Annotated in this window: 24 protein-coding genes; 8 read left to right on the forward strand and 16 right to left on the reverse strand. The window is 68.0% G+C overall.

What is annotated here, in order from left to right; all coding sequences use genetic code 11:
- Nucleotides 1-106: 106 nt before the first annotated feature.
- Nucleotides 107-1,879, reverse strand: coding sequence for an aspartate--tRNA ligase (gene aspS / locus AZC_RS18850; RefSeq protein WP_012172182.1), 1,773 nt, complete (start codon nt 1,877-1,879; stop codon nt 107-109).
- Between the two features lie 238 nt (nt 1,880-2,117).
- On the opposite strand from aspS, the gene AZC_RS24540 reads away from it, so the two are divergent.
- Complete coding sequence (locus AZC_RS24540; protein ID WP_052286003.1) at nt 2,118-4,379, forward strand: bifunctional diguanylate cyclase/phosphodiesterase; 2,262 nt, start codon at nt 2,118-2,120, stop codon at nt 4,377-4,379.
- A gap of 56 nt (nt 4,380-4,435) precedes the next feature.
- Nucleotides 4,436-5,587, forward strand: a complete 1,152-nt coding sequence (gene rnd / locus AZC_RS18860) for a ribonuclease D (RefSeq protein WP_012172184.1) — start codon at nt 4,436-4,438, stop codon at nt 5,585-5,587.
- A gap of 22 nt (nt 5,588-5,609) precedes the next feature.
- Here the strand turns inward: rnd and AZC_RS18865 are convergent, their stop codons facing one another.
- The 5 genes from AZC_RS18865 to AZC_RS18885 form a co-directional block, all read right to left on the reverse strand.
- Nucleotides 5,610-6,038, reverse strand: coding sequence for a Rieske (2Fe-2S) protein (locus AZC_RS18865; RefSeq protein WP_012172185.1), 429 nt, complete (start codon nt 6,036-6,038; stop codon nt 5,610-5,612).
- Nucleotides 6,039-6,104: 66 nt separating this feature from the next.
- Entirely contained in the window at nt 6,105-6,854 is a 750-nt protein-coding gene (locus tag AZC_RS18870; protein WP_012172186.1) for a hypothetical protein, read from the reverse strand.
- An 88-nt stretch (nt 6,855-6,942) separates the two neighbouring features.
- Nucleotides 6,943-7,260, reverse strand: a complete 318-nt coding sequence (locus tag AZC_RS18875) for a hypothetical protein (RefSeq protein WP_043879601.1) — start codon at nt 7,258-7,260, stop codon at nt 6,943-6,945.
- Nucleotides 7,261-7,350: 90 nt separating this feature from the next.
- Nucleotides 7,351-8,838, reverse strand: coding sequence for an exopolyphosphatase (gene ppx, locus AZC_RS18880; RefSeq protein ID WP_012172188.1), 1,488 nt, complete (start codon nt 8,836-8,838; stop codon nt 7,351-7,353).
- A gap of 22 nt (nt 8,839-8,860) precedes the next feature.
- Nucleotides 8,861-11,050, reverse strand: a complete 2,190-nt coding sequence (locus AZC_RS18885; protein WP_012172189.1) for an RNA degradosome polyphosphate kinase — start codon at nt 11,048-11,050, stop codon at nt 8,861-8,863.
- 237 nt (nt 11,051-11,287) lie between these two features.
- On the opposite strand from AZC_RS18885, the gene AZC_RS18890 reads away from it, so the two are divergent.
- Nucleotides 11,288-12,310, forward strand: a complete 1,023-nt coding sequence (locus AZC_RS18890) for a patatin-like phospholipase family protein (RefSeq protein ID WP_070097011.1) — start codon at nt 11,288-11,290, stop codon at nt 12,308-12,310.
- A 49-nt stretch (nt 12,311-12,359) separates the two neighbouring features.
- Here AZC_RS18890 and AZC_RS18895 read toward each other — a convergent pair whose 3' ends face one another.
- Together AZC_RS18895 and AZC_RS18900 are read right to left on the reverse strand one after the other, a co-directional pair.
- Nucleotides 12,360-12,791, reverse strand: a complete 432-nt coding sequence (locus AZC_RS18895; RefSeq protein WP_012172191.1) for a CBS domain-containing protein — start codon at nt 12,789-12,791, stop codon at nt 12,360-12,362.
- A 138-nt stretch (nt 12,792-12,929) separates the two neighbouring features.
- On the reverse strand, nt 12,930-13,658 hold the full coding sequence (locus AZC_RS18900; protein ID WP_043879602.1) for a rhomboid family intramembrane serine protease: 729 nt from the start codon (nt 13,656-13,658) through the stop codon (nt 12,930-12,932).
- 227 nt (nt 13,659-13,885) lie between these two features.
- Here AZC_RS18900 and AZC_RS18905 point away from each other — a divergent pair, with 227 nt between their 5' ends.
- Complete coding sequence (locus AZC_RS18905; RefSeq protein WP_012172193.1) at nt 13,886-14,530, forward strand: transglutaminase-like cysteine peptidase; 645 nt, start codon at nt 13,886-13,888, stop codon at nt 14,528-14,530.
- Between the two features lie 24 nt (nt 14,531-14,554).
- On the opposite strand, the gene AZC_RS18910 is transcribed toward AZC_RS18905, so the two are convergent.
- From AZC_RS18910 to chrA, 7 genes are all read right to left on the reverse strand, one after another.
- Nucleotides 14,555-15,085 (reverse strand): gamma carbonic anhydrase family protein, encoded by a 531-nt coding sequence (locus tag AZC_RS18910; RefSeq protein WP_012172194.1) that lies wholly within the window; start codon nt 15,083-15,085, stop codon nt 14,555-14,557.
- A gap of 149 nt (nt 15,086-15,234) precedes the next feature.
- Nucleotides 15,235-15,636: a type II toxin-antitoxin system VapC family toxin gene (locus AZC_RS18915; RefSeq protein ID WP_012172195.1), complete on the reverse strand. Its 402-nt coding sequence runs from the start codon at nt 15,634-15,636 to the stop codon at nt 15,235-15,237.
- On the reverse strand, nt 15,636-15,881 hold the full coding sequence (locus tag AZC_RS18920) for a type II toxin-antitoxin system Phd/YefM family antitoxin (protein WP_012172196.1): 246 nt from the start codon (nt 15,879-15,881) through the stop codon (nt 15,636-15,638). Before AZC_RS18920 ends, AZC_RS18915 begins: the two co-directional genes overlap by 1 nt.
- Before the next feature lie 70 nt (nt 15,882-15,951).
- The gene (locus AZC_RS18925) at nt 15,952-16,311 is read right to left on the reverse strand and encodes a lysozyme inhibitor LprI family protein (RefSeq protein ID WP_012172197.1); all 360 of its coding nucleotides are present in this window, start codon (nt 16,309-16,311) and stop codon (nt 15,952-15,954) included.
- On the reverse strand, nt 16,308-17,033 hold the full coding sequence (gene queC / locus AZC_RS18930; protein WP_012172198.1) for a 7-cyano-7-deazaguanine synthase QueC: 726 nt from the start codon (nt 17,031-17,033) through the stop codon (nt 16,308-16,310). The genes AZC_RS18925 and queC overlap by 4 nt, the downstream gene beginning before the upstream one ends.
- Nucleotides 17,030-17,311 (reverse strand): BolA family protein, encoded by a 282-nt coding sequence (locus tag AZC_RS18935; RefSeq protein ID WP_012172199.1) that lies wholly within the window; start codon nt 17,309-17,311, stop codon nt 17,030-17,032. Before AZC_RS18935 ends, queC begins: the two co-directional genes overlap by 4 nt.
- A gap of 82 nt (nt 17,312-17,393) precedes the next feature.
- The gene (chrA, locus tag AZC_RS18940; protein WP_012172200.1) at nt 17,394-18,782 is read right to left on the reverse strand and encodes a chromate efflux transporter; all 1,389 of its coding nucleotides are present in this window, start codon (nt 18,780-18,782) and stop codon (nt 17,394-17,396) included.
- 242 nt (nt 18,783-19,024) lie between these two features.
- Here chrA and AZC_RS18945 point away from each other — a divergent pair, with 242 nt between their 5' ends.
- From AZC_RS18945 to AZC_RS18960, 4 genes are all read left to right on the forward strand, one after another.
- Complete coding sequence (locus tag AZC_RS18945) at nt 19,025-19,624, forward strand: J domain-containing protein (RefSeq protein WP_012172201.1); 600 nt, start codon at nt 19,025-19,027, stop codon at nt 19,622-19,624.
- Between the two features lie 119 nt (nt 19,625-19,743).
- Nucleotides 19,744-20,727 carry a cobaltochelatase subunit CobS gene (cobS, locus tag AZC_RS18950; protein WP_012172202.1) on the forward strand — a complete coding sequence of 328 codons (984 nt, stop codon included), beginning with the start codon at nt 19,744-19,746 and terminating at the stop codon, nt 20,725-20,727.
- 74 nt (nt 20,728-20,801) lie between these two features.
- Complete coding sequence (cobT, locus tag AZC_RS18955; protein WP_012172203.1) at nt 20,802-22,694, forward strand: cobaltochelatase subunit CobT; 1,893 nt, start codon at nt 20,802-20,804, stop codon at nt 22,692-22,694.
- On the forward strand, nt 22,694-23,710 hold the full coding sequence (locus tag AZC_RS18960; protein WP_012172204.1) for an esterase-like activity of phytase family protein: 1,017 nt from the start codon (nt 22,694-22,696) through the stop codon (nt 23,708-23,710). The genes cobT and AZC_RS18960 overlap by 1 nt, the downstream gene beginning before the upstream one ends.
- Nucleotides 23,711-23,929: 219 nt before the next feature.
- Here AZC_RS18960 and AZC_RS18965 read toward each other — a convergent pair whose 3' ends face one another.
- Nucleotides 23,930-24,805 (reverse strand): methylated-DNA--[protein]-cysteine S-methyltransferase, encoded by an 876-nt coding sequence (locus tag AZC_RS18965; RefSeq protein WP_043880517.1) that lies wholly within the window; start codon nt 24,803-24,805, stop codon nt 23,930-23,932.
- Between the last annotated feature and the right edge of the window lie 83 nt (nt 24,806-24,888).

Here is a 24,888-nt window from a genome sequence, read left to right on the forward strand (position 1 = left end):
CGGGCCTTTGGTATGTGCCTTCGGATGGGAGGACTGGCAGGGGCAGCGGCGGTTCGGGCAGGAGCAATCCGCCCGGGGACCCAGCCGATGCCCGCCCCCGTTCGCCTCACTTCGCCGGCAAGGCCGGACGGATGTGCAGTTCCTTCATCTGCTTGGGCGTCGCCTCGTTCGGCGCGCCCATGAGCAGGTCGAGGGCCTGCTGGTTCATGGGGAAGAGCGATATCTCGCGCAGGTTCGAGACGCCGCACAGGAGCATCACGATGCGGTCGATGCCCGCCGCCATGCCTCCGTGGGGCGGCGCGCCATACTGGAAGGCGCGGTACATGCCGCCGAAGCGCTCGATGACGGTCGCCTCGTCATAGCCGGCCAGCTCGAACGCCTTCACCATCGCCTCGGGGCGGTGGTTGCGGATGCCGCCGGAGGCGATCTCGTAGCCGTTGCAGGCGATGTCGTACTGGAAGGCCTTGATGGTGAGCGGGTCCTGCCCGTTCAGCGCCTCAAGCCCGCCCTGCGGCATGGAGAAGGGGTTGTGGGAGAAGTCGATCTTCTTCTCCTCGTCCGACCATTCGTAGAAGGGGAAGTCCACGATCCAGGCCAGCTCGAACCGCTCGGTGTCGATGAGCTTCAGCTCCTCGCCCACCTTGGTGCGGGCAAGACCGGCGAACTTGTAGAACTTCTCCGGATTGCCGGCGACGAAGAAGGCGGCATCGCCGTCCTTGAGGCCGAGCTGCTCGCGGATGGCAGCGGTGCGCTCGGGGCCGATGTTGTTGGCGAGCGGGCCTGCGCCCTCTCCGCCTTCACGCCACATGATGTAGCCGAGGCCCGGCTGGCCCTCGCCCTGCGCCCACGAGTTCATGCGGTCGCAGAACGCACGCGAACCGCCGGTCGGGCCGGGGATCGCCCACACCTCGTTCTTCGGGTCTTCGAGCAGGCGCGCGAACACCTTGAAATTCGAGCCACGGAAGTGCTCGGAGACGTTCTGCATCACCAGCGGGTTGCGCAGGTCCGGCTTGTCGGAGCCGTACTTGCGCAGGGCTTCCGCATATGGAATGCGCGGCCAGTTCTGGGTGACGGGCTTGCCGCCGCCGAACTCCTCGAACACGCCCCGGATCACCGGCTCCACCGCCGCGAACACGTCGTCCTGCGTGACGAAGCTCATTTCGAGGTCGAGCTGGTAGAACTCGCCCGGCAGGCGGTCGGCACGCGGGTCCTCGTCGCGGAAACAGGGGGCGATCTGGAAGTAGCGGTCGAAGCCGCTCATCATGATGAGCTGCTTGTACTGCTGGGGCGCCTGGGGCAGGGCGTAGAACTTGCCGGGATGGATGCGCGAGGGCACGAGGAAGTCGCGCGCGCCTTCCGGCGAGGAGGCGGTCAGGATCGGCGTCTGGAACTCGAAGAAGCCCTGCCCCTTCATGCGCTGGCGCAGGCTGTCGATGATCTGGCCGCGCTTCATGATGTTGCCGTGGATGCGCTCGCGGCGCAGGTCCAGGAAGCGGTAGCGCAGGCGGATATCTTCCGGATAATCCTGATCGCCGAACACCGGCAGCGGCAGCTCGGCGGCCGGGCCGAGCACCTCAAGGTCGGTGGCGTAGATCTCCACCTTGCCGGTGGCGAGCTCTGAATTCTCCGTGCCCTCGGGGCGCAGGCGCACGCGGCCATCGACGCGGATCACCCATTCCGCGCGCACCTTCTCGGCGGCGGCGAAGGCGGCGCTGTCGGGATCGAACACCACCTGGGTCAAGCCGTAATGGTCGCGCAGGTCCACGAACAGCACGCCGCCATGGTCGCGGATACGGTGGCACCAGCCGGAGACGCGGACGGTGTCGCCCACCTGGGCTTCGGTGAGCGCGCCGCAGGTGTGGGTGCGGTAGCGGTGCATGGCGGACCTTTCGGGGAACACGGTAAACGAAACGGGAGTTTGGCGCCAAAGGCTCACGCCGGGCCGGCGGGGAAGGTGCATGCGCACCCTGCCTTGTCAAGGGAGCACAGGTGGGGCAGCAACGTGCTACGGTATTGGCGCTGGTGCCAAGCTGTGTATCTTGCGGGGGAATTGCGCTGAAGCGGGGGTGCAAATGAGTGTTCGGGCCGTCGGTCGGACGGATCATCCCGAAGAACGCATGCACCGGATCGGCGCACGCAGCGGCGTGCTGTTCGCGGCGCTCGGCGCGGTTCTGGCCCTCGCGGTGATCGCGGGCACGGTCTTCCTCTGCTACAGCATCCGCAAGCAGACCTTCGCCGATCGTCGGCGCGAGCTGGAGAACCTCTCCCTCACGCTGGCCGAGCAGAGCGACCGCGCCTTCCAGTCCCTGCAACTGGTGCAGAAAAGCATCATCGAGCGCATCGCCGCCGCCAACATCGAGTCCCAGACGGCGCTCGGCGCCCTCATGTCGACCTTCGACATCAATGAGACGCTGCGGGAAAAGATCAGCGGCCTGCCCTTCGTCGATGCCGTGACCATCATCGACCAGCAGGGCAACCTGCTGAATTTCTCCCGCTACTGGCCCGTGCCGTCCGTCAATGTCTCGGACCGGGACTATTTCATCGCGCTGCGGGACAGCCGGAACAAGACCATCTACGTGAGCCAGCCCGTGCCCAACCGCGGCACCGGCACCATGACCATCTATCTCGCCAACCGCTTCAACACGCCCTCCGGCGCCTTCTTCGGTCTCGTGCTCGGCGCCATGGAGCAGAGCTATTTCGAGCAGTTCTACGGCGCCATCAAGCTCGGCCGCGACGGCAACATCACCCTCTTCCGCGAGGATGGGGCGCATCTGGCCTCCTTCCCCCACAGGAGCCTGTCGCAGGTCCAGCTGCCACAGTCCGCCACCCGCATCGCCCGCGAACTCATCGCGGAGGAGCCAGAGGACGGCATCGTCCCCGCCGGCCTGATCGACGAGCACGCCCGTCTGGTGGCCGTGCAGCAGCTGGCCAACTATCCGCTGGTCGTCGCGGTCAGCGACACCACCGATGCCATCGAGGCGCGGCTGCGGCTCCAGATCCTGCCCATCGGCATCGCCGCCGGGCTCATCTGCATCGCCATCGGCGTCGCGGTGGCCCTCGCCATCCGCCAGTCGCAGGCGCAGGCGCGCTTTGCCGCCGCCGCCCATCACACCGCCCGGCATGACGACCTCACGGGCCTGCCGAACCGCCTCCTCTTCACCGAGCGCCTGACCGCCCTGCTTGCCACCACGCGCTCACCGCTGGCGGTGCTGTTCCTCGATCTCGACTACTTCAAGACGGTCAACGACACGCTCGGCCATGTGGTGGGCGACCAGTTGCTGCGGGCGGTCGCGACCCGCGTCGCCGAGGAGGCGCAGCCGAGCGAGCTGGTGGCCCGGCTCGGCGGCGACGAATTCGCCATCATCAGCAGCCAGGCCGACCAGCCGGAAGCCGCGCTGGCGCTGGCCGAGCGGATCATCGCCCGCATCAGCCGGCCCATCAGCGTGGAGGATCACCGGGTGATCGCCGGCGGCTCGGTGGGCATCGCCATGGCCCCCGCGGACGGCACGTCGGTGATCGAGCTCCTGAAGAATGCGGACCTCGCTCTCTATCGCGCCAAGGCGGAAGGGCGGGGACAGGCGCGCCTGTTCGAGCCGGAGATGGAGCACACCGCGCTGTCCCGCCGCTCGCTGGAGCTCGACCTGCGCAGCGCCTGGGAGAACGGACAGTTCTTTCTCGTCTTCCAGCCCTTCTTCCGCGTCGGAGACCGCAAGCTCTGCGGTTTCGAGGCGCTGCTGCGCTGGCGCCATCCGACGCGGGGCATCGTCGCCCCCGCCACCTTCATCGCCTGCGCGGAAGAGACCGGCCTCATCCTGCCGCTCGGCGCCTGGGTGCTCACGGAAGCCTGCCGCGCGGCGGCCGACTGGCCGGACGACGTGCGCCTCGCGGTCAATCTCTCGCCGCTCCAGTTCCGCTCCGGCCACATGCCGGACCAGATCCGCGAGGCGCTTCGCGTCTCCGGCCTGAAACCCAGCCGGCTGGAGCTGGAGCTGACCGAATCGACCCTCCTTGAGGAAGGCTCGGGCATCCACGGCGCCCTGCAGGGGCTGCGCAGCCAGGGGATCACCATCGCGCTCGACGATTTCGGCACCGGCTACTCGTCGCTGAGCTATCTGCGCTCGCTGCCCATCGACCGAATCAAGATCGACCGCGGCTTCATCTCCCGCATCTGCGAAGACGACCCCAGCCGCGCCATCGTGCGGGCGGTCCTGCAATTGTCCGCAGCGCTGAAGCTGGAGACGACGGCCGAGGGGATCGAGACCGAGGAGCAGCTGGAAACCCTGCGGGCCGAAGGCTGCGGCTATGTCCAGGGCTATCTGCTGGGGCGGCCCATGCGCGCCACCGAGGCGCGGGACATGTCCTTCCAGGCCGTAAGCTGAGCGGCACATCATTCAGGCTCTTTCGCGGCAAGCTAGGCTTCTTTATGGTGGCCGCCATGGACCCGATCACCTCCACGGAGGCCCTGGCAGCCGCCTGCGAGCGCCTCTCCCGCCACGACTTCGTCACTGTCGACACCGAGTTCCTGCGTGAGACGACCTTCTGGCCGAAGCTCTGCGTGATTCAGGTGGCCAGCGTCGACGAGGCCATCATCATCGATGCCCTCGCGGAAGGGCTGGACCTCGCGCCTTTCTTCGCCCTGATGGGCAATGAGAAGGTGAAGAAGGTGTTCCATGCCGGCCGGCAGGACATCGAGATCGTCTGGCATCTGGCGGAGATCATCCCCCATCCGGTGTTCGACACCCAAGTGGCGGCCATGGTGCTCGGCTATGGCGACAGCATCTCCTATGACCAGCTGGTGCAGCGGATCACCGGCCACGCCATCGACAAGTCCTCCCGCTTCACCGACTGGTCGCGCCGGCCGCTCTCGCAGGCCCAGCTTACCTATGCGGTCGCCGACGTCACGCACCTGCGCGATGTCTACAAGAAGCTGATGGAGGATCTGGAGAGCCGCGGCCGGGCCGACTGGATGGGCGAGGAGATGAACATCCTCACCTCTCCCAGCACCTATCGCCAAGACCCCGAGACCGCCTACGAGCGGCTGAAATCCCGGGTGCGCAAGCCGCGTGAACTGGCAGTCCTCGCCGAGGTCGCCGCCTGGCGCGAGCGCGAGGCGCAGGCCCGCGACCTGCCGCGCGGGCGCATCATCAAGGACGAGGTGATCGGCGAGATCGCCGTTCAGCAGCCGCAGACCGCCGAGAAGCTGGCCGAACTGCGCTCGCTGCCCAAGGGCTTCGAGCGCTCGCGCTATGGCGAGGCGGTGCTGGAAGCGGTCAAGAAGGGCGTGGCCCGCGATCCCAAGACCCTGCCCCGCATCGAGCGCGACAAGCCGCTGCCGAACGGCGCTGCCGCCACCGTCGAACTGCTCAAGGTGCTGCTGCGCATGACTGCCGAGCAGAATGCGGTGGCCGCCAAGGTGATCGCCACCACCGACGACCTCGAGCGGATCGCCGTCGACGACGAGGCTCCCGTCCCCGCCCTCTCCGGCTGGCGGCGGGAACTGTTCGGTGAACGGGCGCTAGCCCTCAAGGCCGGTCGCCTTGCCCTCGCCGTCGACCGCGGCAAGGTCATCGCCGTCGAGCGGGATTGAGTCCCGACGGCCGACCCAGCCATCAGTCGCTCGTGATCATCACCTCGGGAAAGGTGTCGGGCTCTTCCAGATCGAGCCCGTCCTCTTCCGCCAGCGGAACGTCCACCAGGCAGACGTCGCCGTCGTCGATCACCAGCGTCACGGGTGTCAGCGCCTTGCCCTGGCAGGGGCCGATGAAGCACTGGCCGCTGTCGAGATCGAATTGGGCATGGTGCACGCCGCAGGTGAGGAAGTTGCCCTCCTCGTCGAGAAACTCCCCCGGCACGGTGTCGAGCCGCTTGCCCTGATGCGGGCAGGCATTCTCGAAGCCGAAAAACGAATTGGACTTGCGGGTAACGATGATCGGCCAGGGCTTGGCCGCCCCGCTCTCGTCGAGCCGCGCCAGCACGAAGCCGCGCGCACCGCCGTCGTCGATCTCATAGGTGGAGCAGATGGCAAAGAGTTCGCTCATGGGCCGCCTCCGGCGGTTCGGGGTCTCGCGCGGGCGGGCCACCCGCGCAGGGAACGCGGATGGGGGTCAGCGCCGGGCGAGCGAACGCAGGAAGCCTTCGTATTCGTCGGTCAGTTCCATATCCACCGCCGGGGCCGCCTTCAGCAGCAAGTTGGCGATGAAGGCCTGATCGTTGCGCGGATCATCCAGCGCCTCGCGCAGGATGGGCAGGTTGTCCTCGATATGGTGGAGAAAGGCGGGCTCCTTCTCGACGATCACCGTCCAGCGCTCCCGCGTCCATCTGGCGAGCGGATAGAGCACCTCGTGGATGAAGTTGGATTTGCGGGCCTTCTCGAAGAAGCGCAGGCCCGCGTTCCAGTCCTCCTTGGCGCGCAGCGGCGGCGGCGGCCTGTCGCCTTTCAGCCATTTGCGCCCCGCCTGTCCGACAAAATCCTCAAGCAGGATGGGATTGTCGTTCACGGCCCGGAAATAGCCGACCGCGAGCTTGCCGGGATAGTCGTCGCCGAAGCGGGCAATCAGCCCGGCATCCACCGCATCCACGGCGGCGACGTCGCCCTTCAGGGCGGCCGTCATGCAGAAGGCGAAGAGCGCGTCATTGGCCACCGCCTGAACGCCCGGCGTTGCAAGGTCCTGCGCGGACAAGGCCGGCGTCACGCCATCTGCGGGGACGGCCGCCGTTCCTGCGCGCTGGGCGGTGATGAAGGCGGTGATCTCCAGCCAGCCCATGAAGCTGGCGAGGAAGGCGTCCGGGTCCACATGCACGATCGAAAGGTTGATCGGCAGCTTGCGCTTCTGCAGTTCGGCCATGTCCGTCATGTCGACGCCCCCGAGGCTGGGGATCGGGCCCGTGCCCAATCCGACAATCAGGACAGTCGTTGCAAGCGGTGTGCCGGGCGCAGGTGGATCAGCGGACGGGCCGCAGGCGGCGCCAGAGCCAGCGGACGATGACGCCCACCCACAGCACGATCGTCAGCAGCATGAAGGGGGCCGTGATCAGCATGAACCAGCCGCCCGTGAAGAGGGTGTAGAGCAGGCCGCCGATGTCGGTGCCGCCGAACAGGCAGGGCTGGGGCTGCCCCTCATTGACCTTGCAGCCGAGCGTGGATGCGATTTCGGTGGCCGCGAAGACGCCAAGCAGCGGGAACCAGGCCACCAGCGTCCCGAGCACCAGCCAGATCAGGCGGCGGGACCGGCGGGGCGGAGGGGGCTGCGTGTGGGGCATCGGCGCCTCTTGCTCGTGAGCCCCCGGGCGAGAACGCGCCGGGGTGCGGATGCAGGAGCATCGCCACACCCTGGCTCAAGGTTCCCGCCCTCAGCTCATGACGATGGAGGGCTCGCGGCCGATGAGGCGTGCCAGTTGCTTCAGGCGGTTCTGCACCCGGTCGTTCACGAGGCTCGCGAGATCGGACGGAACGGTGAGCTTCAGGTGGGTCTCGTCGGCGATGAGCGGCACCCGCGGCAGGATGCCGGGCATGGCGGCCGACATCACATAGGCCACCCGCATGGCGGCACCGAGGATGCGCGCCCGGTCGAGCATGCCGGAGGTCACGAGCTCAAGGAGGCGCGGCGCATACTCGTCCTCGCCGAGGCCCATGTGCCGGTAATAGACCGACAGGGCGAGGAAGGCGCGGCCGGGATGGTCGATGCCCACCAGCGCCGCATGGGCGATGACGTTGAGGCTCTGCTCGCCGCGATAGTCGGGATGCGCCCGCCAGGCGATGTCGGAGAGAAGGCACGCCGCCTCGCGCAGGCGCCGTTCCTCCGTGCTCTCCTCCAGCACCGGGCTGGAGGCGAAGAAATTGCCGGTCCAGGTGGCGAGCTCCTCGCCATGCTGCGGCGAGCGCGAGCGCAGGATGTTGAAGTCCTGTGCCTCGATGAGCAGCGGATCGTGCCGGCGCGTCTCGGCGTCGAGGAGCGCGTAGAGCAGACCCTCGCGGACGCCCAGCGCGGAGATGACGACGTCCGCCGGACGGCCCGTGCGCACCAGATTCTCCAGCACCACCGCGCCATAGGCGAGCAGCGGGCGGCGGGCGCTGGACACCGCCTCGATATGAGCCAGCGCCTCGGGCTCGGCCCGGTGGACGATGCGCGTGAAGTCGAGCACTTCCTTCGCCGGCAGGCGGTAGCCATGCATCACATGCAGCGGATAGCCCCGCTGGAACATGTGCAGGCGCGCGAGCGCGCGCCAGGTGCCGCCCACCGCATAGAAGGTGCGCCCCGCCACTTCCGAGAGCACGGGGGCATCGCGCATGGCGTCTCGGACGATCTTCTCCGCCTTGTTCAGCGACTTGGACGAGCGGTCCTGCAAGGCGAGGCCGCCGATGGGCAGGGTTATGCCGTTGCCCACCACCTCGCGCTTGATGTCCACGAGTTCCAGAGAGCCGCCGCCGAGATCGCCGGCGACACCGTCCGGATCATGGATGCCGGAGATGACGCCATAAGCGGCCAGTTCCGCCTCGCGGCGACCCGACAGGATCTCGATGGAGACGCCGCAGATGGCCTCGCACTCGGCGATGAAGGCCGGGCCGTTCTGGGCATCGCGGGCGGCGGCGGTGGCGAGCGCATAGAGCTTGCCCACCCCCATGGCGTCGCACAGGCCGCGGAACCGGCGCAGGGCCGAGAAGGCCCGCTGCACCGCATCCTCCGCGAGCCGGCCGGTGGACAGCACGTCCCGGCCGAGCCCGCACAGGGCCTTCTCGTTGAACAGGGGAACCGGAGCACGGGTCACCGCCTCATAGACCACGAGGCGGACGGAATTGGATCCGATGTCGATGACCGCGACCGGGGCCTCGCCGGCCATCAGGGTGGAAAGGCCCCTGTGGTCATCCTCCCGAACGGCGGACGAGGAGACTGCGCGGCGAAGAATCCTTGAGAGACTTTCCACGTCCTGACAAGCTCGGGTTGGTCATGAAATAGCGATGGGCGTTGAACGGCTCTTCGCCCGGCGCCGGGACTATGCGTTCCGAAGAGCCGTCGGGCAACACCCGCCAGCTCTGTTCGTTGTCGATAAGATTGGCGACCATGATCTGATCCAGCACCTGCTCATGCACCGTGGGATTGGTGATGGGGCAGAGTGTCTCAACCCGGCGGTCGAGGTTGCGGGTCATCAGATCGGCCGAGGAGATGTAGACGATGGCCTTCGGGTGCGGCAGGCCATGGCCGGCGCCGAAGCAGTAGACGCGGCTGTGCTCGAGGAAGCGGCCGACGATGGACTTCACCCGGATGTTCTCCGACAGGCCGGGGATGCCGGGGCGCAGGCAGCAGATGCCGCGCACAACGCAGTCCACCTGCACGCCGGCGCTGCTCGCCGCATAGAGGGCGTCGATCACCACCGGGTCCACCAGCGAGTTGCACTTCAGCCAGATGGCGGCCGGGCGGCCGGCGCGGGCGTGCGCGATCTCGTCGGCGATGTGGCGCATGATGCGCGGCTTGAGCGTTGCCGGCGACACCGCCATGGCGTCGAGTTCACCCGGCTGGGCATAGCCGGTGATGAAGTTGAAGATGCGGGCCACGTCCTGCGCGATCACCGGGTCGGCGGTGAAGAAGGAGAGGTCCGTGTAGATGCGGGCGGTGATGGGGTGATAGTTGCCCGTCCCCACATGGCAGTAGGTGGCGAGCGCGCCGCCCTCGCGGCGCACCACCATGGACAGCTTGCCGTGGGTCTTCAGGTCGATGAAGCCGAACACCACCTGCACGCCCGCGCGCTCCAGATCGCGCGCCCAGCGGATGTTGGCTTCCTCGTCAAAGCGGGCCTTCAGCTCCACCAGCGCGGTCACCGACTTGCCGGCCTCCGCCGCTTCGGCCAGCGCCTTCACGATCGGGCTGTCGGAGGAGGTGCGGTAGAGGGTCTGCTTGATGGCGACGACATTAGGGTCGCGAGCAGCCTGGCGGAGAAACTGAACCACCACATCGAAGGATTCATAAGGGTGGTGAACCAGAATGTCCTTCTCGCGAATGGCCAGAAAGCAGTCGCCGCCATGGTCGCGGATGCGCTCGGGAAATCGCGCATTGAAGGCCTGGAATTTCAGGTCCGGCCGGTCCACGGAGACAAGCTGGGAGAATTCGTTCAGCGCCAGCACGCCGTCCACGACGAATATCTCGTCGTCCTGCACGTCGAGTTCGCGGGCGACGAACACCCGCAGTTCCTCCGGCATGCCGGCGTCCGCTTCCATGCGGATCACCTCGCCGTAGCGCCGCTGCTTCAGCGCCGTCTCGAACAGGCGGACCAGATCCTCCGCCTCTTCCTCGATTTCAAGGTCGCTGTCGCGCACCACGCGGAACACGCCCTGCCCCTTCACCGCATAGCCTGGGAACAGGCGGCCGATGAACAGGCCGGTCATCTGCTCCAGCGTGATGAAGCGCATGGTGCCCGGCTCGCGCTCGGGCAGGCGGATAAAGCGCTCCACCTTGGCGGGGATGCGGATGAGGGCATTCATGCCCCGGCCGTCGGTCTGCCGCACCAGTTGCAGCGCCAGCGAGAAGCCGAGGTTGGGGATAAAGGGGAAGGGGTGCGCCGGATCGATCGCGAGCGGGGTCAGCACCGGGAAGACATGGTGCAGGAAGTGCTTCTCCAGCACCTCCAGATCACCGGCGCTCACATCCGCGCCGTCCACCAGCACGATGCCGGCTCCCGCCAGTTCCTTGCGCAGCTCAAGCCAGCGCTGCTGCTGGTCGAAGATCAGCGAGCCGGCCTCGGCCACCACATTGGTGAGCTGTTCGGCCGGCAGGAGGCCATCGGGGCTGGCGATGGTGAGGCCCTCGCGGATCTGCTCCTTGAGGCCGGCCACGCGCACCATGAAGAATTCGTCGAGATTGTTCGCCGAAATGGACAGGAAGCGCAGTTGCTCCAACAGCGGATGGTTCCGGTTGGAGGCTTCCTCCAGCACGCGGCGATTGAAGTGCAGCCAGGAGATTTCGCGGTTGATGAAACGCTGCGGAGAGGTCGCGAGATCGCTGGCGGGCCCGTCCGCCTCGGGCGTCATCGCAAGAGCCGTCGCCTCAGTCGCAGTCATGGAACACTTCCCCTGTTTTGCACGCGGCGGACCATGGCCGCCTTGCATGACCACTCTATGACGGGATGCCGCACCGGGGGAACGGTGGCCGCCGCCCTCCCCGCTTTCCTAAAGGAAGCATCTTGCCCGCCCTTCATTCCATTGCGGTGCGAACAAGGACACGCTTCCGTCATCAAAGAGCTTAGAGTGGGAGCCAAGAACAAGCCGTGGCCTCCGCCACCGCGGCTGGAGGCGTTCATGTTTCAGGGGTTCAACCGCCGCTTTTTCGGCGGCGAAGCACAGGCCGACATTCCGCTCGTGGCCGATGAGACCGTGGAGGCGCGCCCGGCCGCTCCTGCGAACACCCCGCGCATCGGACTGGCGCTTGGGGGCGGGGCGGCGCGCGGCTTTGCCCATATCGGCGTGCTGCGGACACTGGAAAAGCACGGCATCCGCCCGGACGTGGTGGCCGGCACCTCCATCGGCGCGGTGGTCGGCGGGCTGTGGGCAGCGGGCAAGCTCGACCCGCTGGAGGGCTGGGCCCGCAGCCTCAAGAAGCGCGACGTGCTCGGCATGCTGGACTTCACCTTCGGCTCCGCCGGCCTCATCGGGGGGCGGCGGCTCGTCGATCTGATGCGCCGCCATGTGGAGCCGACCCGCATCGAGAGCCTGTCCACGGTCTTCGCCGCCATCGCCACGGAGCTGGGCAGCGGCCACGAGATCTGGCTCACCCGTGGCGACCTCATCGAGGCGATCCACGCCAGCTACTGCCTGCCGGGCATCTTCACGCCGGTGAAGGTGGGCGGGCGCTGGCTGATGGACGGCGCGCTGGTGAACCCCATCCCCGTCTCCGCCGCCCGCGCCATGGGCGCGCGCATCGTGATCGCGGTGAACCTTAATTCGGATGTCTTCGGCAAGGGCGCGGTGATCCACGATCACGGCAGCATGCTGGAGACAGCAGAGGCGGCGCTGGCGGAAAAGCGGGCGCGTTTCTCGGGAATCCTGCGGCCGGACCGGCTGTTGCGGCGGCAGTTCTTCTCCGGCGCGCCGGACGGACCGAAGGGCATCTCGTCGGTGATGATCGATGCCTTCAACATCACCCAGGACCGCATCGCCCGCTCGCGGCTGGCGGGAGATCCGCCGGACGTCTCCATCTCGCCCAAGCTCGGCAAGATCGGCCTGTTCGAGTTCCAGCGCGCGGACGAGGCGATCGCCGCCGGCGCCGAGGCGGCGGAAAAGGTGATCGACGAACTCAAGGAAGTGATGGTCGCCCTCGCCTGAGCTGTGCGCGGCCCAGGGGCATGGCGGCGGGAGCCCCGCCGCCGGCCGTTCAGGCGGTCATGATGTAATCGCGCAGTTGGGCGCTCTCGCGCTCCATCTCCTCGACGCGGAACTTCACCACGTCGCCGATGGAGATGATGCCGATGAGCCGCTCGCCCTCCACCACCGGGACGTGGCGGAAGCGGCCGCGCGTCATGCGCTCCATGATGCCCTGGATGGTCTCGTCGCGCGCGCAGGTCACGACCGCACGGGTCATCACGGCGGACACCGGCTCGGAAAGAACCTCCGGCCCGCGCACGCCGAGAATGCGCACCACGTCGCGCTCCGACAGGATGCCTGCCAGCCGGCCGTTGTCATCCACCGCGACGATGGCACCGATCCGATGCTCGGACAGGCTCTTGACCGCATCGGTCAGGGAGGCGTCCGGCGAGATGGTCACCATGGATGAGGGCTTGCTGTTCAGGATGGCGCTGACGGTCATGTGTCTTCCTCCGCTCTGACTGCGCTGTCATGGGCCGGCGGAGGCTTGTTTCTTTTGTGGGCGCCGGCGCAGGCGCAGACGCAAGGATGATCCACCCGAAGCGCTCGGGGTGCAACCTCTGAATGCCGTCAGGGCAGTTCACGCGGCGGTTTTCTCGCGCGGCAGGCGCCGACCGACGGGATCGAAGAACGAAAAGAGCAGCAGGCCGGCGAAGAAGCCGCCCAGATGCGCCTGCCAGGCGACCTCGCCATCTTCCGCCCCCGGCATGGTCACGCCGACGCCGAAGAGGAGGTTGGCGGCGATCCAGACGCCCATGAAGCCGAGCACGCGGGGATCGCGGAAGGCCTCCCCCAGCCCCTGTGCCGGCATGTGATCCGGCAGCGGGCCGCGCCGGCCGCTCAGGGAGCCGCCAGGCGCGAAGGCGAAACGCACCGCCGCCGCCATGAGGCCGGCGATGGCCGCCGAGGCGCCGATCATGGGCACCATCGCGTCCCGGTGGGTGATGAGATGGGCGAAGGCCCCCACCGCCGCCGTGACGGCGAAGAAGGCAAGGAAGCGCGCCGGCCCGAAGCGCCGGGCCACCGGCGTCGCAAACGCCAGCATCCAGATCAGATTGACGCCGAGATGGATCCAGTTGGCGTGCAGCAGCGCGTAAGTGACGAAGGTCCAGATGTCGGCGCCGATGCCGCCGGGAAGTGCCAGCGCGGCCTCCGCATCATAGCGGCCGGGCACGAAAGAGAAGAGCGCGAGGATCTCCAGATCGGCGCCCTCGCTCAGCACATAGGTGCGGACGAGATGGATCACCGCCATCGCGGCGGCGAGGGCAGTCACGACGCCGGGCACGTTGAACACCGGCTGGCGGGGCATCGCCCCAGGGGATCGGGTGATATCGAGCACCCTTCGCACATAGGCGCGGGCCGGAAGGAGAGCAACCCAAAACACGGGGAGTGTCCGCCCCGGCCATCGATGATCGGGCGCACGAACGGCGGTATCATCCAGCGGAAACCGCGTTAAGGTTAAAAAAGGATTAAGAGCGCGCACAGACGCGGTTTGCGGCATTATCCTTTTGTTAACCGCAAGGCGAACACCCGCTCATGCCCTCTTCTCTCGCGCGACTGCTGCTCCTGGCCGGCCTGCTTCTCGGCAGCACGGCGGGCGCGTCCGCACAGAAGATCCATACGGCAAGCCTTCCGCCCCAGCCGGCGCCGGTGGAGCATCTCGACGCCATCGGCAACACCAATCCGCCCATCGGCTATGTGGAGTTCTGCGGCGACCACGCCAATGAATGCGTGCCGTCCGGCCCGATGGTCTATGAGGTCGCTCTCACCGAGCAGAAGCTCGCCGAGCTCCAGAAGGTGAACCGCTCGGTGAACGAGACGGTGGAGCCCATGACCGACCTCGAGCACTACGGCGTGGTCGAGAAATGGGCCTATCCCGATGACGGCAAGGGCGACTGCGAGGACTATGTGCTGGAAAAGCGCCGGGTCCTCATGAACCTCGGCTGGCCGGCGTCGGTGCTGCTCATCACGGTGGTGCGCGACAAGGCCGGCGACGGCCATGCGGTGCTGACCGTGGTGACCGACCGCGGCGACCTCGTCCTCGACAATCAGGAAGCCGAGATCCTGCGCTGGCGCCAGACCGGCTATCGCTATGTGAAGCGCCAGTCCCAGAACGACCCTAGCCAGTGGGTGTCGCTGGGCGAGACCCGCTCCCCGCCGGTGGTGGGCGGCGGGCGCTGAGGCGCCCGTCCGTTCTCGGGCGGATCAGTCGATGCGGGTAAGCCCGGCCGCGAAGCGCTTCCAGTTGTTCTGATAATGCTCCGCCGTACGCGAGAGGCGCGCCACCATCTCGTCGTCCAGTTCCCGGATGGCCTTGGCCGGCGCGCCGACGATCAGCGACCGCTCGGCAAAGGACTTGCCCTCGGTGACCAGCGCATTGCTGCCCACCAGCGAGTTCGGGGCGATCGTGGCGCCATTGAGCAGGGTCGCGCCCATGCCGACGAGGCTGTTCTCGCCCACCACGCAGCCATGCAGCATGGCCATGTGGCCGACGGTGACACCCGCACCCAGCGTCATGGGGAAGCCGGGGTCGGTGTGGAGGACGCAGTTTTCCTGGATGTTGGTGCCCCGCCCGATGGTGATGGGCTCGTTGTCGCCACGGATCACCGTGCCGAACCAGATGCTCGCATCCTCCTCGATCTTCACCCGGCCGATGACGATGGCATTGGGCGCGATCCAATAGCGTCCGGAGGCCGGCAGTTCGGGGGCAACGCCGTCGATGGCATAGAGCGGCATGGGCTTGGGGCTCCTTGGGGCATTTTCGCCCTGCCTACACCGCCCCGCCGCCGGCCGCCAGTTGGGAGGAGGCTCAGGGAACCGGCGCAACGTCCGTTCGGCGGAAATGACAACCGACGCGTTCGCCTCTGCAACCGCCAGGGTGACGCCTAGCTCCGGAAGGCACAGCCTTCGGCGACGGCAGCCTGATGGAGAGCTTGGTCCATAGTCACCAGAGGCACGCCATCCCGCACCGCGAGCGCGAGATAAGCGGCGTCATAAGCGGTGAGCCCGTGCGCGCGGGCAAGCCTCATCAACCGTTCATGATCCGGTGCCGGATCAATTGCGATCGGCAGGTCCGCAAGCAGGGCCAAGGCCCGATCGGCCTGCTCGCGGGTCACTCGGCCGCGCCGCACGTTGGTGAGGAAAATATTGCACATCTCGAACCACCAGAGCGATGGAACGATCGCATGGTCGGTCAACAGCCGTTCGTAAGCGGCGGATGCAACAAGATTTCCCTCGTCCGGCAGGAGCCATGTGGCACTGACGGAGGCGTCCACCACGAAGGGCATCAGCGCTGATGGCCTTCACGGCGGGCCGACTGGATGTCGGCGAGCGAGAGCCGTGGCATTGTCTCGCGAAATGCCGCGATCGCCTCCATGGTCTTCCGCGTACCGGCCTCATCATGGTCGGGCTCAGGGACCAGCCGGGCAACGGCGCGACCATCGCGTGTGATGACGACCGTTTCGCCCCGTTCCACGGCATCGACGAGTTGGGTCAGATGCGCCTCGGCGTCCGTGATCTGCACATGCCGCATCGGAGTTCCTCCCGATGATCGTTCCGCATGCTCAGAATGGGCTTCCCGCACGGTGAGCGCAACGCGCCCCTCAGAACGGCCCGCGCGCATAGATGGCCTGAAGGCCGGCGGTGAGCTGGGCGACATGCTGCTCATAGACCTTGCGGATGCAGGGCACGCGGCTGCCGCAGGTGGCGCGATAGGCGAGGAAGGCGCGCTGCTGGTCCTGGATGATGCCGCGTTCGCCCATGGCCACGAGATGGGTCAGCACGTCGTAGAGCGTTGCCGCACGCACATCGAGATCGGACAGGTCGCGGTTGACGCACACCGCCTTCTCGTCCGGCGAGCGGGCCTTGGTGCAGTCGAAGCTGGCTGCGGCGGCGGGCGCAGGTGAGAAGGCGAGAACGAGACCCAGGAGGGCCAGGGCAGTGGACGCGCGGCGCAGTGTCATTCGCTCACCCTCGCGGCCTCGTAGCGGGCAAAGCCCTCGGCGCGCAGCTGGCACGCCGGGCAGGTCCCGCAGCCATGCCCCCACGGATGGCGCGGGCCGCGTTCGCCAAGATAGCAGGTATGGGTGTCCTCCACGATGAGGTCCACCAGCGCCCGGCCGCCGAGCCGCTCGGCGAGCCGCCAGGTCTCGGCCTTGTCGATCCACATGAGCGGTGTCTCGAGCACAAAGCGCCGGTCCATGCCGAGGTTGAGCGCCACCTGCAGGGCCTTGATGGTGTCGTCCCGGCAGTCCGGATAGCCGGAGAAGTCGGTCTCGCACATGCCGCCGACGATGTGCTTCAGCCCGCGCCGATAGGCGAGCGCGGCGGCGAAGGTGAGGAAGACGATGTTGCGGCCGGGCACGAAGGTGTTCGGCAGGCCGCCCTCGGTCATCTCGATGGCGACGTCGCGGGTGAGCGCCGTGTCGGAGACCGCGCCCAGCGCATCGAGCGCGAGGGTATGGTCCTCGCCCAGCTTCGCGGCCCAGGCCGGATTGAGCGCTGCCATGGCGGCGCGCACCTTCACCCGGCAGTCGAGTTCGATGCGGTGGCGCTGGCCATAGTCGAAGCCGAGCGTCTCCACCCGCTCGAAGCGGTCCAGCGCCCAGGCGAGCGTGGTGGTGGAATCCTGCCCGCCCGAGAACAGGACGAGCGCGCCCGAACCCGGGCCCGCGTCAGCACTCATTCGCCGGGCGCTTTGGCGTCGATGGCGAGCGCGTGGAGACCGCCGGCGATCTCGCCCGCCAGCAGCCCGTTCACCAGACGGTGGCGGTCGATGCGGCTCTTGCCCCGGAAGGCCTCGGAGACCACCCGCACCCGCAGGTGGGTGATGCCGCCGTCGGGTCGGGCGCGGTTGTGCGCGTGGCCCGCGTGGCGGTGGCTCTCGTCCTCCACCTCCAGCGAGATGGGCGAAAGGCCGGCAGCGAGCGCCGTGCGGATCTGGTCGAGATGAGCGTCGGACATGGCCTATCGGTACTGCCGCCGCGCGCCCGGCGTCAATGCGGCCGGCCAGCCCCGCGCGCTGCGCATGGGCGTCGCGGAGGGATCAGGCGGGCAGCCACGAGAGCGCCAGCCCGGCAAGCGCGCAGACCCCGAGCGTCGCCATCATGCCGGCGCGGAAGCGGAGCATGGCGACCAGCGCGCCGACCGCAAGCACGGCCGCCCGCCAGTCGACGGACGCGAGCACCGGCACGTCGGGCGAGAGGCCGAGCACGCGCCATTCGCGCACCTCGCGAAACACCACATGCAAGGCGAACCAGACCGCGAGATTGAGGATGACGCCCACCACCGCCGCCGTGATGGCCGACATGGCGGCGGCGAGGCGCCGGTTGCCGCGCAGCGCCTCCATGTAGGGCGCGCCGAGGAAGATCCAAAGGAAACAGGGCGCGAACGTCACCCAGACGGTAAGCGCCCCGCCGAACAGCCCGGCGAGCCACGCCGGCAAGGCGCCGGGATCGCGATAGGCGGCGAGAATGCCCACGAACTGGAGGACGAGGATGAGCGGCCCCGGCGTCGTCTCCGCAAGGCCGAGCCCGTCCACCATTTCATGCGGCGAGAGCCAGCCGAAGGTCTCCACCGCCGCCTGCGCCACATAGGCCAAGGCCGCGTAGGCACCGCCGAACGTGACCACCGCCATGACGCTGAAGAAGGAGCCGATGGTCGCCCAGACGCTGTGGGGGCCGGTGAGAAGCGCCAGCAGCGCAACCGGCCCGAGCCAGGCCGGCAGCCAGACCGCCAGCACCTTCAGCGCGCGGCCGGCAGAAGGATGCGTGTGGGCCATGGCGCCTTGCGCGAAGAGATCGTCCACGATCCCCTCCCCCGCCGCCGGCGCGGCCGGCGCGCCAAAACCCTTGCCGGCAAAGGCGAAGCCGAACAGGCCTGCGGCCAGAACCACCAGCGGGAAGGGCACCTGCGCGGCATAGATGGCAACAAAGGCGAGCGCGGCGATGGCGAGATGCAGACGGGTCGAAAGCGCCCGCCGCCCGATGCGCAGCAGCGCCTGCACCACCACCGCCAGCACGGCGGCCTTGATGCCGAAGAACAGGGCGCTGATGAGCGGCACGTCGTGTGAAACGGCATAGAGCAGGCCGAGGGCGCTCATCACCACGGCGCCGGGCAGGATGAAGAGCAGTCCCGCCACCAGGCCGCCGAGGGTGCGATGCAGCAGCCAGCCGACGTAAGTGGCGAGCTGTTGCGCCTCCGGACCCGGCAGGAGCATGCAGTAATTGAGGGCGTGCAGGAACCGCGTCTCGCTGATCCAGCCCCGCTCCTCGACGAGTTCGCGGTGCATGGTGGCGATCTGCCCAGCCGGCCCGCCGAAGCTCAGAAGCCCGATCCGCGCCCACACCCGCACCGCCTCGCCGAAGGACGGGAGCGCGACCGGAGCGGCGGGTGCGGGGGCTGTGCTGGTGGTGGTCCCGCCGGCGGAAGGCATGCGGCTTCGTCCTCATGCGGGCCCACCCCGCCGGGCGCGACCATGCCGTGGCGCGGGGCGGTTTCGCAAGCCTGTCCGCCCTCCCGTGCAGGGCGGCGGCACGCGTCCGCGCCTTGCGCCAGCGCCGGAGCGACGTATATGAGGTGCCGACGCCACAGCCCTCAGGGAAGGCGCCTCCCCTCGCCGGAAGTCCTCTCCCTTGCCTTGCCCGGCGATGGCGGGGCCCGCATACTCAGCCTGCCATGAAAACAGACTCCCCCTTCTTCGACCGGATCCGGGTCAAGCCCGAACAGGACCGGTTGCGGAAGCCCACCTGCCCTCAATGCCAGTGGCCGGGCTGCGATCAGCCGGGCACCCATCGTGCGCCCAAGGGCCGGATGCAGGAAGGGCAGTACTGGCTCTACTGCCTCGACCACGTGAAGGAATACAACCAGTCCTACAACTATTTCGCGGGCATGAGCGACTCGGCCGTCTACGCCTATCAGAAGGACGCGCTCACCGGGCACCGTCCCACTTGGCGCATGGGCACGCGCGGCGCCAATGACACTCCTGGCGGCGATGGCATGCGCGATCCGTTCGGCTTCACCGCCGAAATGGGCAGCCATGGCGCGGGCTTCGCGCCCAGCGAGCCGGAGGGCCGCGCCATCCGCACCGCGGAGCGGCAGGCGCTGGAGATCATGGGCCTCGAGCTTTCGGCCACCGGGCCGGAGATCAAGGCCCGCTTCAAGGAACTGGTGAAGAAGCACCACCCGGATGCCAATGGCGGCGACAAATCCGCGGAGGAGCGGCTGCGCAATGTCATCCAGGCGCACAGCACGCTGAAGAAGGCCGGTTTCTGTTGAGCCCTGCGTGCAGCGCACATGCGCGCACGAAGGCTGTTTTTGCACGTGCGGAAAACCTTTAAGGTGCCGCGAGCATGAATGCGGAAGAGTGAAGCGCGGCGGGCCGCGCAAACGGAGGCATGATGAGCACCGAGACCGTGGCACCTACCCCCGACATGAAGGTTTCGGTGAGGCAGGTGTTTGGCATCGACATCGACATGGAAGTGCCGGCCTATTCCGAGCCGGATCCGCACGTTCCCGATCTCGATCCCGATTATCTGTTCGATCGTCAGACCACCCTCGCGATCCTTGCGGGCTTTGCCTACAACCGCCGCGTGATGGTCACCGGCTATCACGGCACCGGCAAGTCCACCCACATCGAGCAGGTCGCCGCCCGCCTCAACTGGCCGTGCGTGCGCGTGAACCTCGACAGCCACATCTCGCGTATCGACCTCATCGGCAAGGATGCCATCGTGGTGCGCGACGGCATGCAGGTGACCGAGTTCCGCGACGGCATCCTGCCGTGGGCGCTCCAGAACAACGTCGCCATGGTGTTCGACGAATATGACGCCGGCCGTCCGGACGTGATGTTCGTGATCCAGCGCGTGCTCGAAGTCTCCGGCCGCCTGACCCTGCTCGACCAGAACCGGGTGATCCGCCCCCACCCCGCCTTCCGCCTGTTCTCCACCGCGAACACGGTCGGCCTCGGCGACACCACGGGCCTCTATCACGGCACGCAGCAGATCAATCAGGGCCAGATGGACCGCTGGTCCATCGTGACCACCCTCAACTACCTGCCCCACGACAAGGAAGTGGAGATCGTGCTCGCCAAGTCGAAGCACTATCAGAACCCGCAGGGACGCGAGACGGTGGCCCGCATGGTGCGCCTCGCCGATCTGACCCGTTCGGCCTTCATCAATGGCGACCTATCCACCGTGATGAGCCCGCGCACCGTGCTCACCTGGGCCGAGAATGCCGAGATCTTCAAGGACATCGGCTTCGCCCTGCGCGTCACCTTCCTGAACAAGTGCGACGAGCTGGAGCGTCCGCTGGTGGCGGAGTTCTATCAGCGCTGCTTCGGGCAGGAGCTCCAGGAGAGCGCGGTCAACCTCGTCCTCTCCTGACGTCCCATGATGTGCGGCCCCTCCCATGCGGAGGGGCCATTCCGCCCGCGCCGGCGTCCGTGACAGGCTGAGCTATGGCTGCCCCGACCAACAAGACCGTCAAGACCGCCCCCAAGGAAGCGCCTGCGGAGCCTTTCAAGCGCGCCGTGGCCGGCTGCTTCAAGGCCATCGCCGGGGTGGGCGAGTTCGAGGTCTCCTACGCTTCCGAACGTCCCTCGCTCGGCCCGGACCGGGCGCGTCTGCCCGACCTGCCCCGCCGCTTCACGGCGCAGGACGCGGCCGTGCTGCGCGGCCACGCCGATTCCATGGCGCTGCGCCTCGCCTGCCACGATCCCTCCGTGCATCGCCGCATGCTGCCCTCCGGCGACATCGCCCGCGCCGTGTTCGAGGCGGTGGAGCAGGCGCGCGTGGAAGCGCTCGGCTCCCAGCGCATGCTGGGCACCAAGAACAATCTCACCGCCATGCTGAGCGACCGCTACCATCGCGGTCCCTATGCGGAAATCACCGAGCGCGCCGACGCCCCCATCCAGGACGCGGTGGCCCTCATGGTGCGCGAGCGCCTGACCGGACAGGCGCCGCCGGCCGACGCGCGCAAGATCGTCGATCTCTGGCGCGACTATATCGAGGCGCGCGCGGACAAGGACCTTTCCCGCCTCACCGACGTGCTGGGCGACCAGAAGAAGTTCGGCGAGATCACCCGCGATCTCCTCACCTCGCTCGAAATGGGCGAGGACCGCGGCCTCGAAAACGAGGACGACAACGAGAGCGACGAGGAATCCTCCGGAAATCAGGAGCAGGGCGACGAAGACGCCCAGCGTTCCGAGGACGACACGCAGGACGGCGCTACCGAGGTGGAAGCCGAAATGTCCCAGGAGGAGCTGCCCGACAGCGCCTCGGAGAGCGAAGCCGGTCCGCCCGCCGAAATGCCGGACGATGCGGAACTGGGCGATTCCGACGAGGCCGCCGAGCCGTGGCAGCCCCGCCAGCCCCCTGCGCACGACACCAAGGGGCCGGAGTATCACGCCTACACGACGAAGTTCGACGAGGAGACCTCCGCCGAGGAGCTCTGCGACGCCGAGGAGCTGACGCGCCTGCGCGCCTATCTCGACAAGCAGTTGAACAACCTTCAGGGCGTCGTGGCCCGCCTCGCCAACCGCCTCCAGCGCCGCCTCCTGGCGCAGCAGAACCGGGCGTGGGAGTTCGATCTGGAGGAAGGCGTGCTGGACCCGGCCCGCCTCTCCCGCGTGGTCACCGATCCCACCGCCGCGCTCTCCTTCAAGCGCGAGCGCGACACCGAGTTCCGCGACACGGTGGTGACGCTGCTCATCGACAATTCCGGCTCCATGCGCGGCCGGCCGATCACGGTCGCTGCCACCTGCGCCGACATTCTCGCCCGCACGCTGGAGCGTTGCGCGGTGAAGGTGGAGGTGCTCGGCTTCACCACCCGCGCCTGGAAGGGCGGTCAGTCCCGCGAGGCGTGGCTGGCGGGCGGCAAGCCGGCCAATCCGGGCCGCCTCAACGACCTGCGCCACATCGTCTACAAGTCCGCCGACGCCCCCTGGCGCCGCGCCCGGCGCAACCTCGGCCTGATGATGCGCGAGGGGCTGCTGAAGGAGAATATCGACGGCGAGGCGCTCGACTGGGCGCACAAGCGCCTGCTCGGCCGGCCCGAGGCGCGCAAGATCCTGATGATGATCTCCGACGGCGCGCCGGTGGACGATTCCACCCTCTCGGTGAATGCCGGCAATTATCTCGAGCGCCATCTGCGCCATATCATCACGCAGATCGAGGACCGCTCGCCGGTGGAGCTCATCGCCATCGGCATCGGCCATGACGTCACGCGCTATTACAAGCGTGCCGTGACCATCGTGGACGCCGAGGAGCTGGGCGGCGCCATGACCGAGAAGCTGGCGGAGCTGTTCGACGACAAGCCCGCCCCCGCTCCGCGCGGCCGGCGCCTGCACTGATGCGCCTCGTCAGCCGCCGCACCGCCCTCACGAGCCTCGTGGCGGCGGGCGGCGCGCTCGCCGCGCACAGGGCCTTTGCCAAGCCGCGCGAATTTCCCCTCGATCCCGTGCGGATCGAGGTGGAGGCCCGGGACATCACCCATTTCCAGCCCATGGCCGAAGCGATCCGCTTCGGCAAGCTGGAGTTTCGCGGCGGGCTGGTGCTCACCTCGTCCTATCCGGGCTTCGGCGGCATCTCGGGCTTCGCGCTTCAGCGGGACGGCCGGCGCTTTCTTGCCGTGACCGACGCCGGCCTGCTCTTGGACGGAGAATTGGCCACGGACGGCGACCGGCCCACGGGCCTTGCCAACGTGCGGGCCTGCGCGCTGAAGGACGACCGGGGCCGCCCCCTGGCGCTTCAGGGGCGGGAGGATGCCGAATCCCTCACCCTCTCGCCACGCGGCGTGTTCGTCGGCCTCGAAACCATCAATGAGATCTGGCTGTATCCCGCCGATCCCATGGGCCAGATCGGCATGCGCATCGACGTGCCTCCGGGTGTGAAGGCGCTGCGCTTCAATCTCGGTCTGGAGAGCCTTGCATACGCAGCCGAGGGGCCGCTCGGCGGCACGCTCATCGCTATCGGCGAAGAGGGCGCGAGCAAGAGCGCGGACCTTCCCGGCTTCCTCATCGGCGGGCCAACGCCCGGCACCTTCACCATCGCCAAGAGCGGACCCTTCAACGGCACGGATGCCTGCGTGGGACCGGACGGGGTCCTCTATCTGCTGGAGCGGCATTTCTCCTTCAGCACCGGCGTGCTCATGCAGGTACGCCGCTTTTCCATGTCGGACGTGAAGCCGGGCGCGCGCCTCTCCGGCGAGATTTTGTTCACCGCCGACATGGCCTATGAGATCGACAATATGGAAGGCCTCGCCGTGACGCGGAACGCCGCCGGCGAGATCCTCCTGACCCTGATTTCGGACGACAATTTCTCGCCGCTCCAGCGCAACGTGCTGCTGCGCTTCGCGGTGGCGGCCTGAGGATCAAGGCGCGTTTTGCACGGCCGGTTGCCTGTGGCAGTTGCTCGCTCAACCCGGCCGCACTTGACCCCTCCCAACCCTCCCCCGCAAGCGGGAGAGGGCTTTTCCCGCCCGGTTTCCATGCGGTGCATAACAGCCCGCGCAACGGGCCCCCTCTCCCGCCTGCGGGGGAGGGGTGGGGAGGGGGAAGATGCACCCTACGACTTCAACGCAGGCGTCTCAGCCCTCCGTCCCGATCCGGCCGGCCTCCCAGCCGAGTATCGCGCGCTTGCGGGTGAGGCCCCAGTGATAGCCGGTGAGATCGCCATTCTTGCCGAGCACGCGGTGGCAGGGCACCACGAAGGAGATGGGGTTCTTGCCCACCGCCGCGCCCACGGCGCGGGCGGCGGAGGGCTTGCCCACGTGTCCGGCTATGGTCGAATAGGTGGTGGCCCGGCCCATGGGAATGCGCAGCAGCGTCTCCCACACCCGGATCTCGAAGTCCGTGCCGATGAAGACGATGCGCAGCGGCTGCTCTTCCCGCCACGCCTCGGGGTTGAATATGCGCGACACCAGCGGCGCGGTGGCGGTGGGGTCCTCCAGATACGTGGCGTAGGGCCAGCGCCGGCGCATGTCGGCCAGCGCCGCCTCCTCCTCGCCCGCATCCGCGAAGGCAAGGCCGCAGAGGCCGCGCGGCGTACACATGGCGAGGGCCGTGCCGAAGGGCGAGGGATGGAGGCCGTAGCGGATGACCAGCCCCGCACCGCCCGTCTTCCACTCGCCCGGCGACATGGCCTCATGCACCACGAAGAGGTCGTGCAGGCGGCCGGGACCGGAGAGGCCCAGCTCCAGCGCCGCATCGAGCACGTTCGGGCATTCGGCCAGCACCTGCCGGGCGCGGTCCAGCGTCACCGCCTGAAGGAACGCCTTGGGGGTGAGGCCGCACCAGCGGCGGAAAAGATCGGTGAGCGCGCGCGGCGTCACGCCCGCGGCGGCGGCGATGGCTTCCACCTCGGGCTGGTCGCGCACGTGATGGGTCACATAAGCGACGGCGCGGCGCACCACGTCATAATCGGCGGCGCAGATGTCGAGGGCGGCGGCCGGACCTGCGACCATGCCGGCCAGCGGGCGGGGCAGTTCAAGCGGCAGGGTGGTCTGGGCGGTCAGGTCGAGCACGGGCGTTCTTCCCCTTCGGACGT

It is taken from the genome of Azorhizobium caulinodans ORS 571, assembly GCF_000010525.1.
Taxonomy (GTDB): domain Bacteria; phylum Pseudomonadota; class Alphaproteobacteria; order Rhizobiales; family Xanthobacteraceae; genus Azorhizobium; species Azorhizobium caulinodans.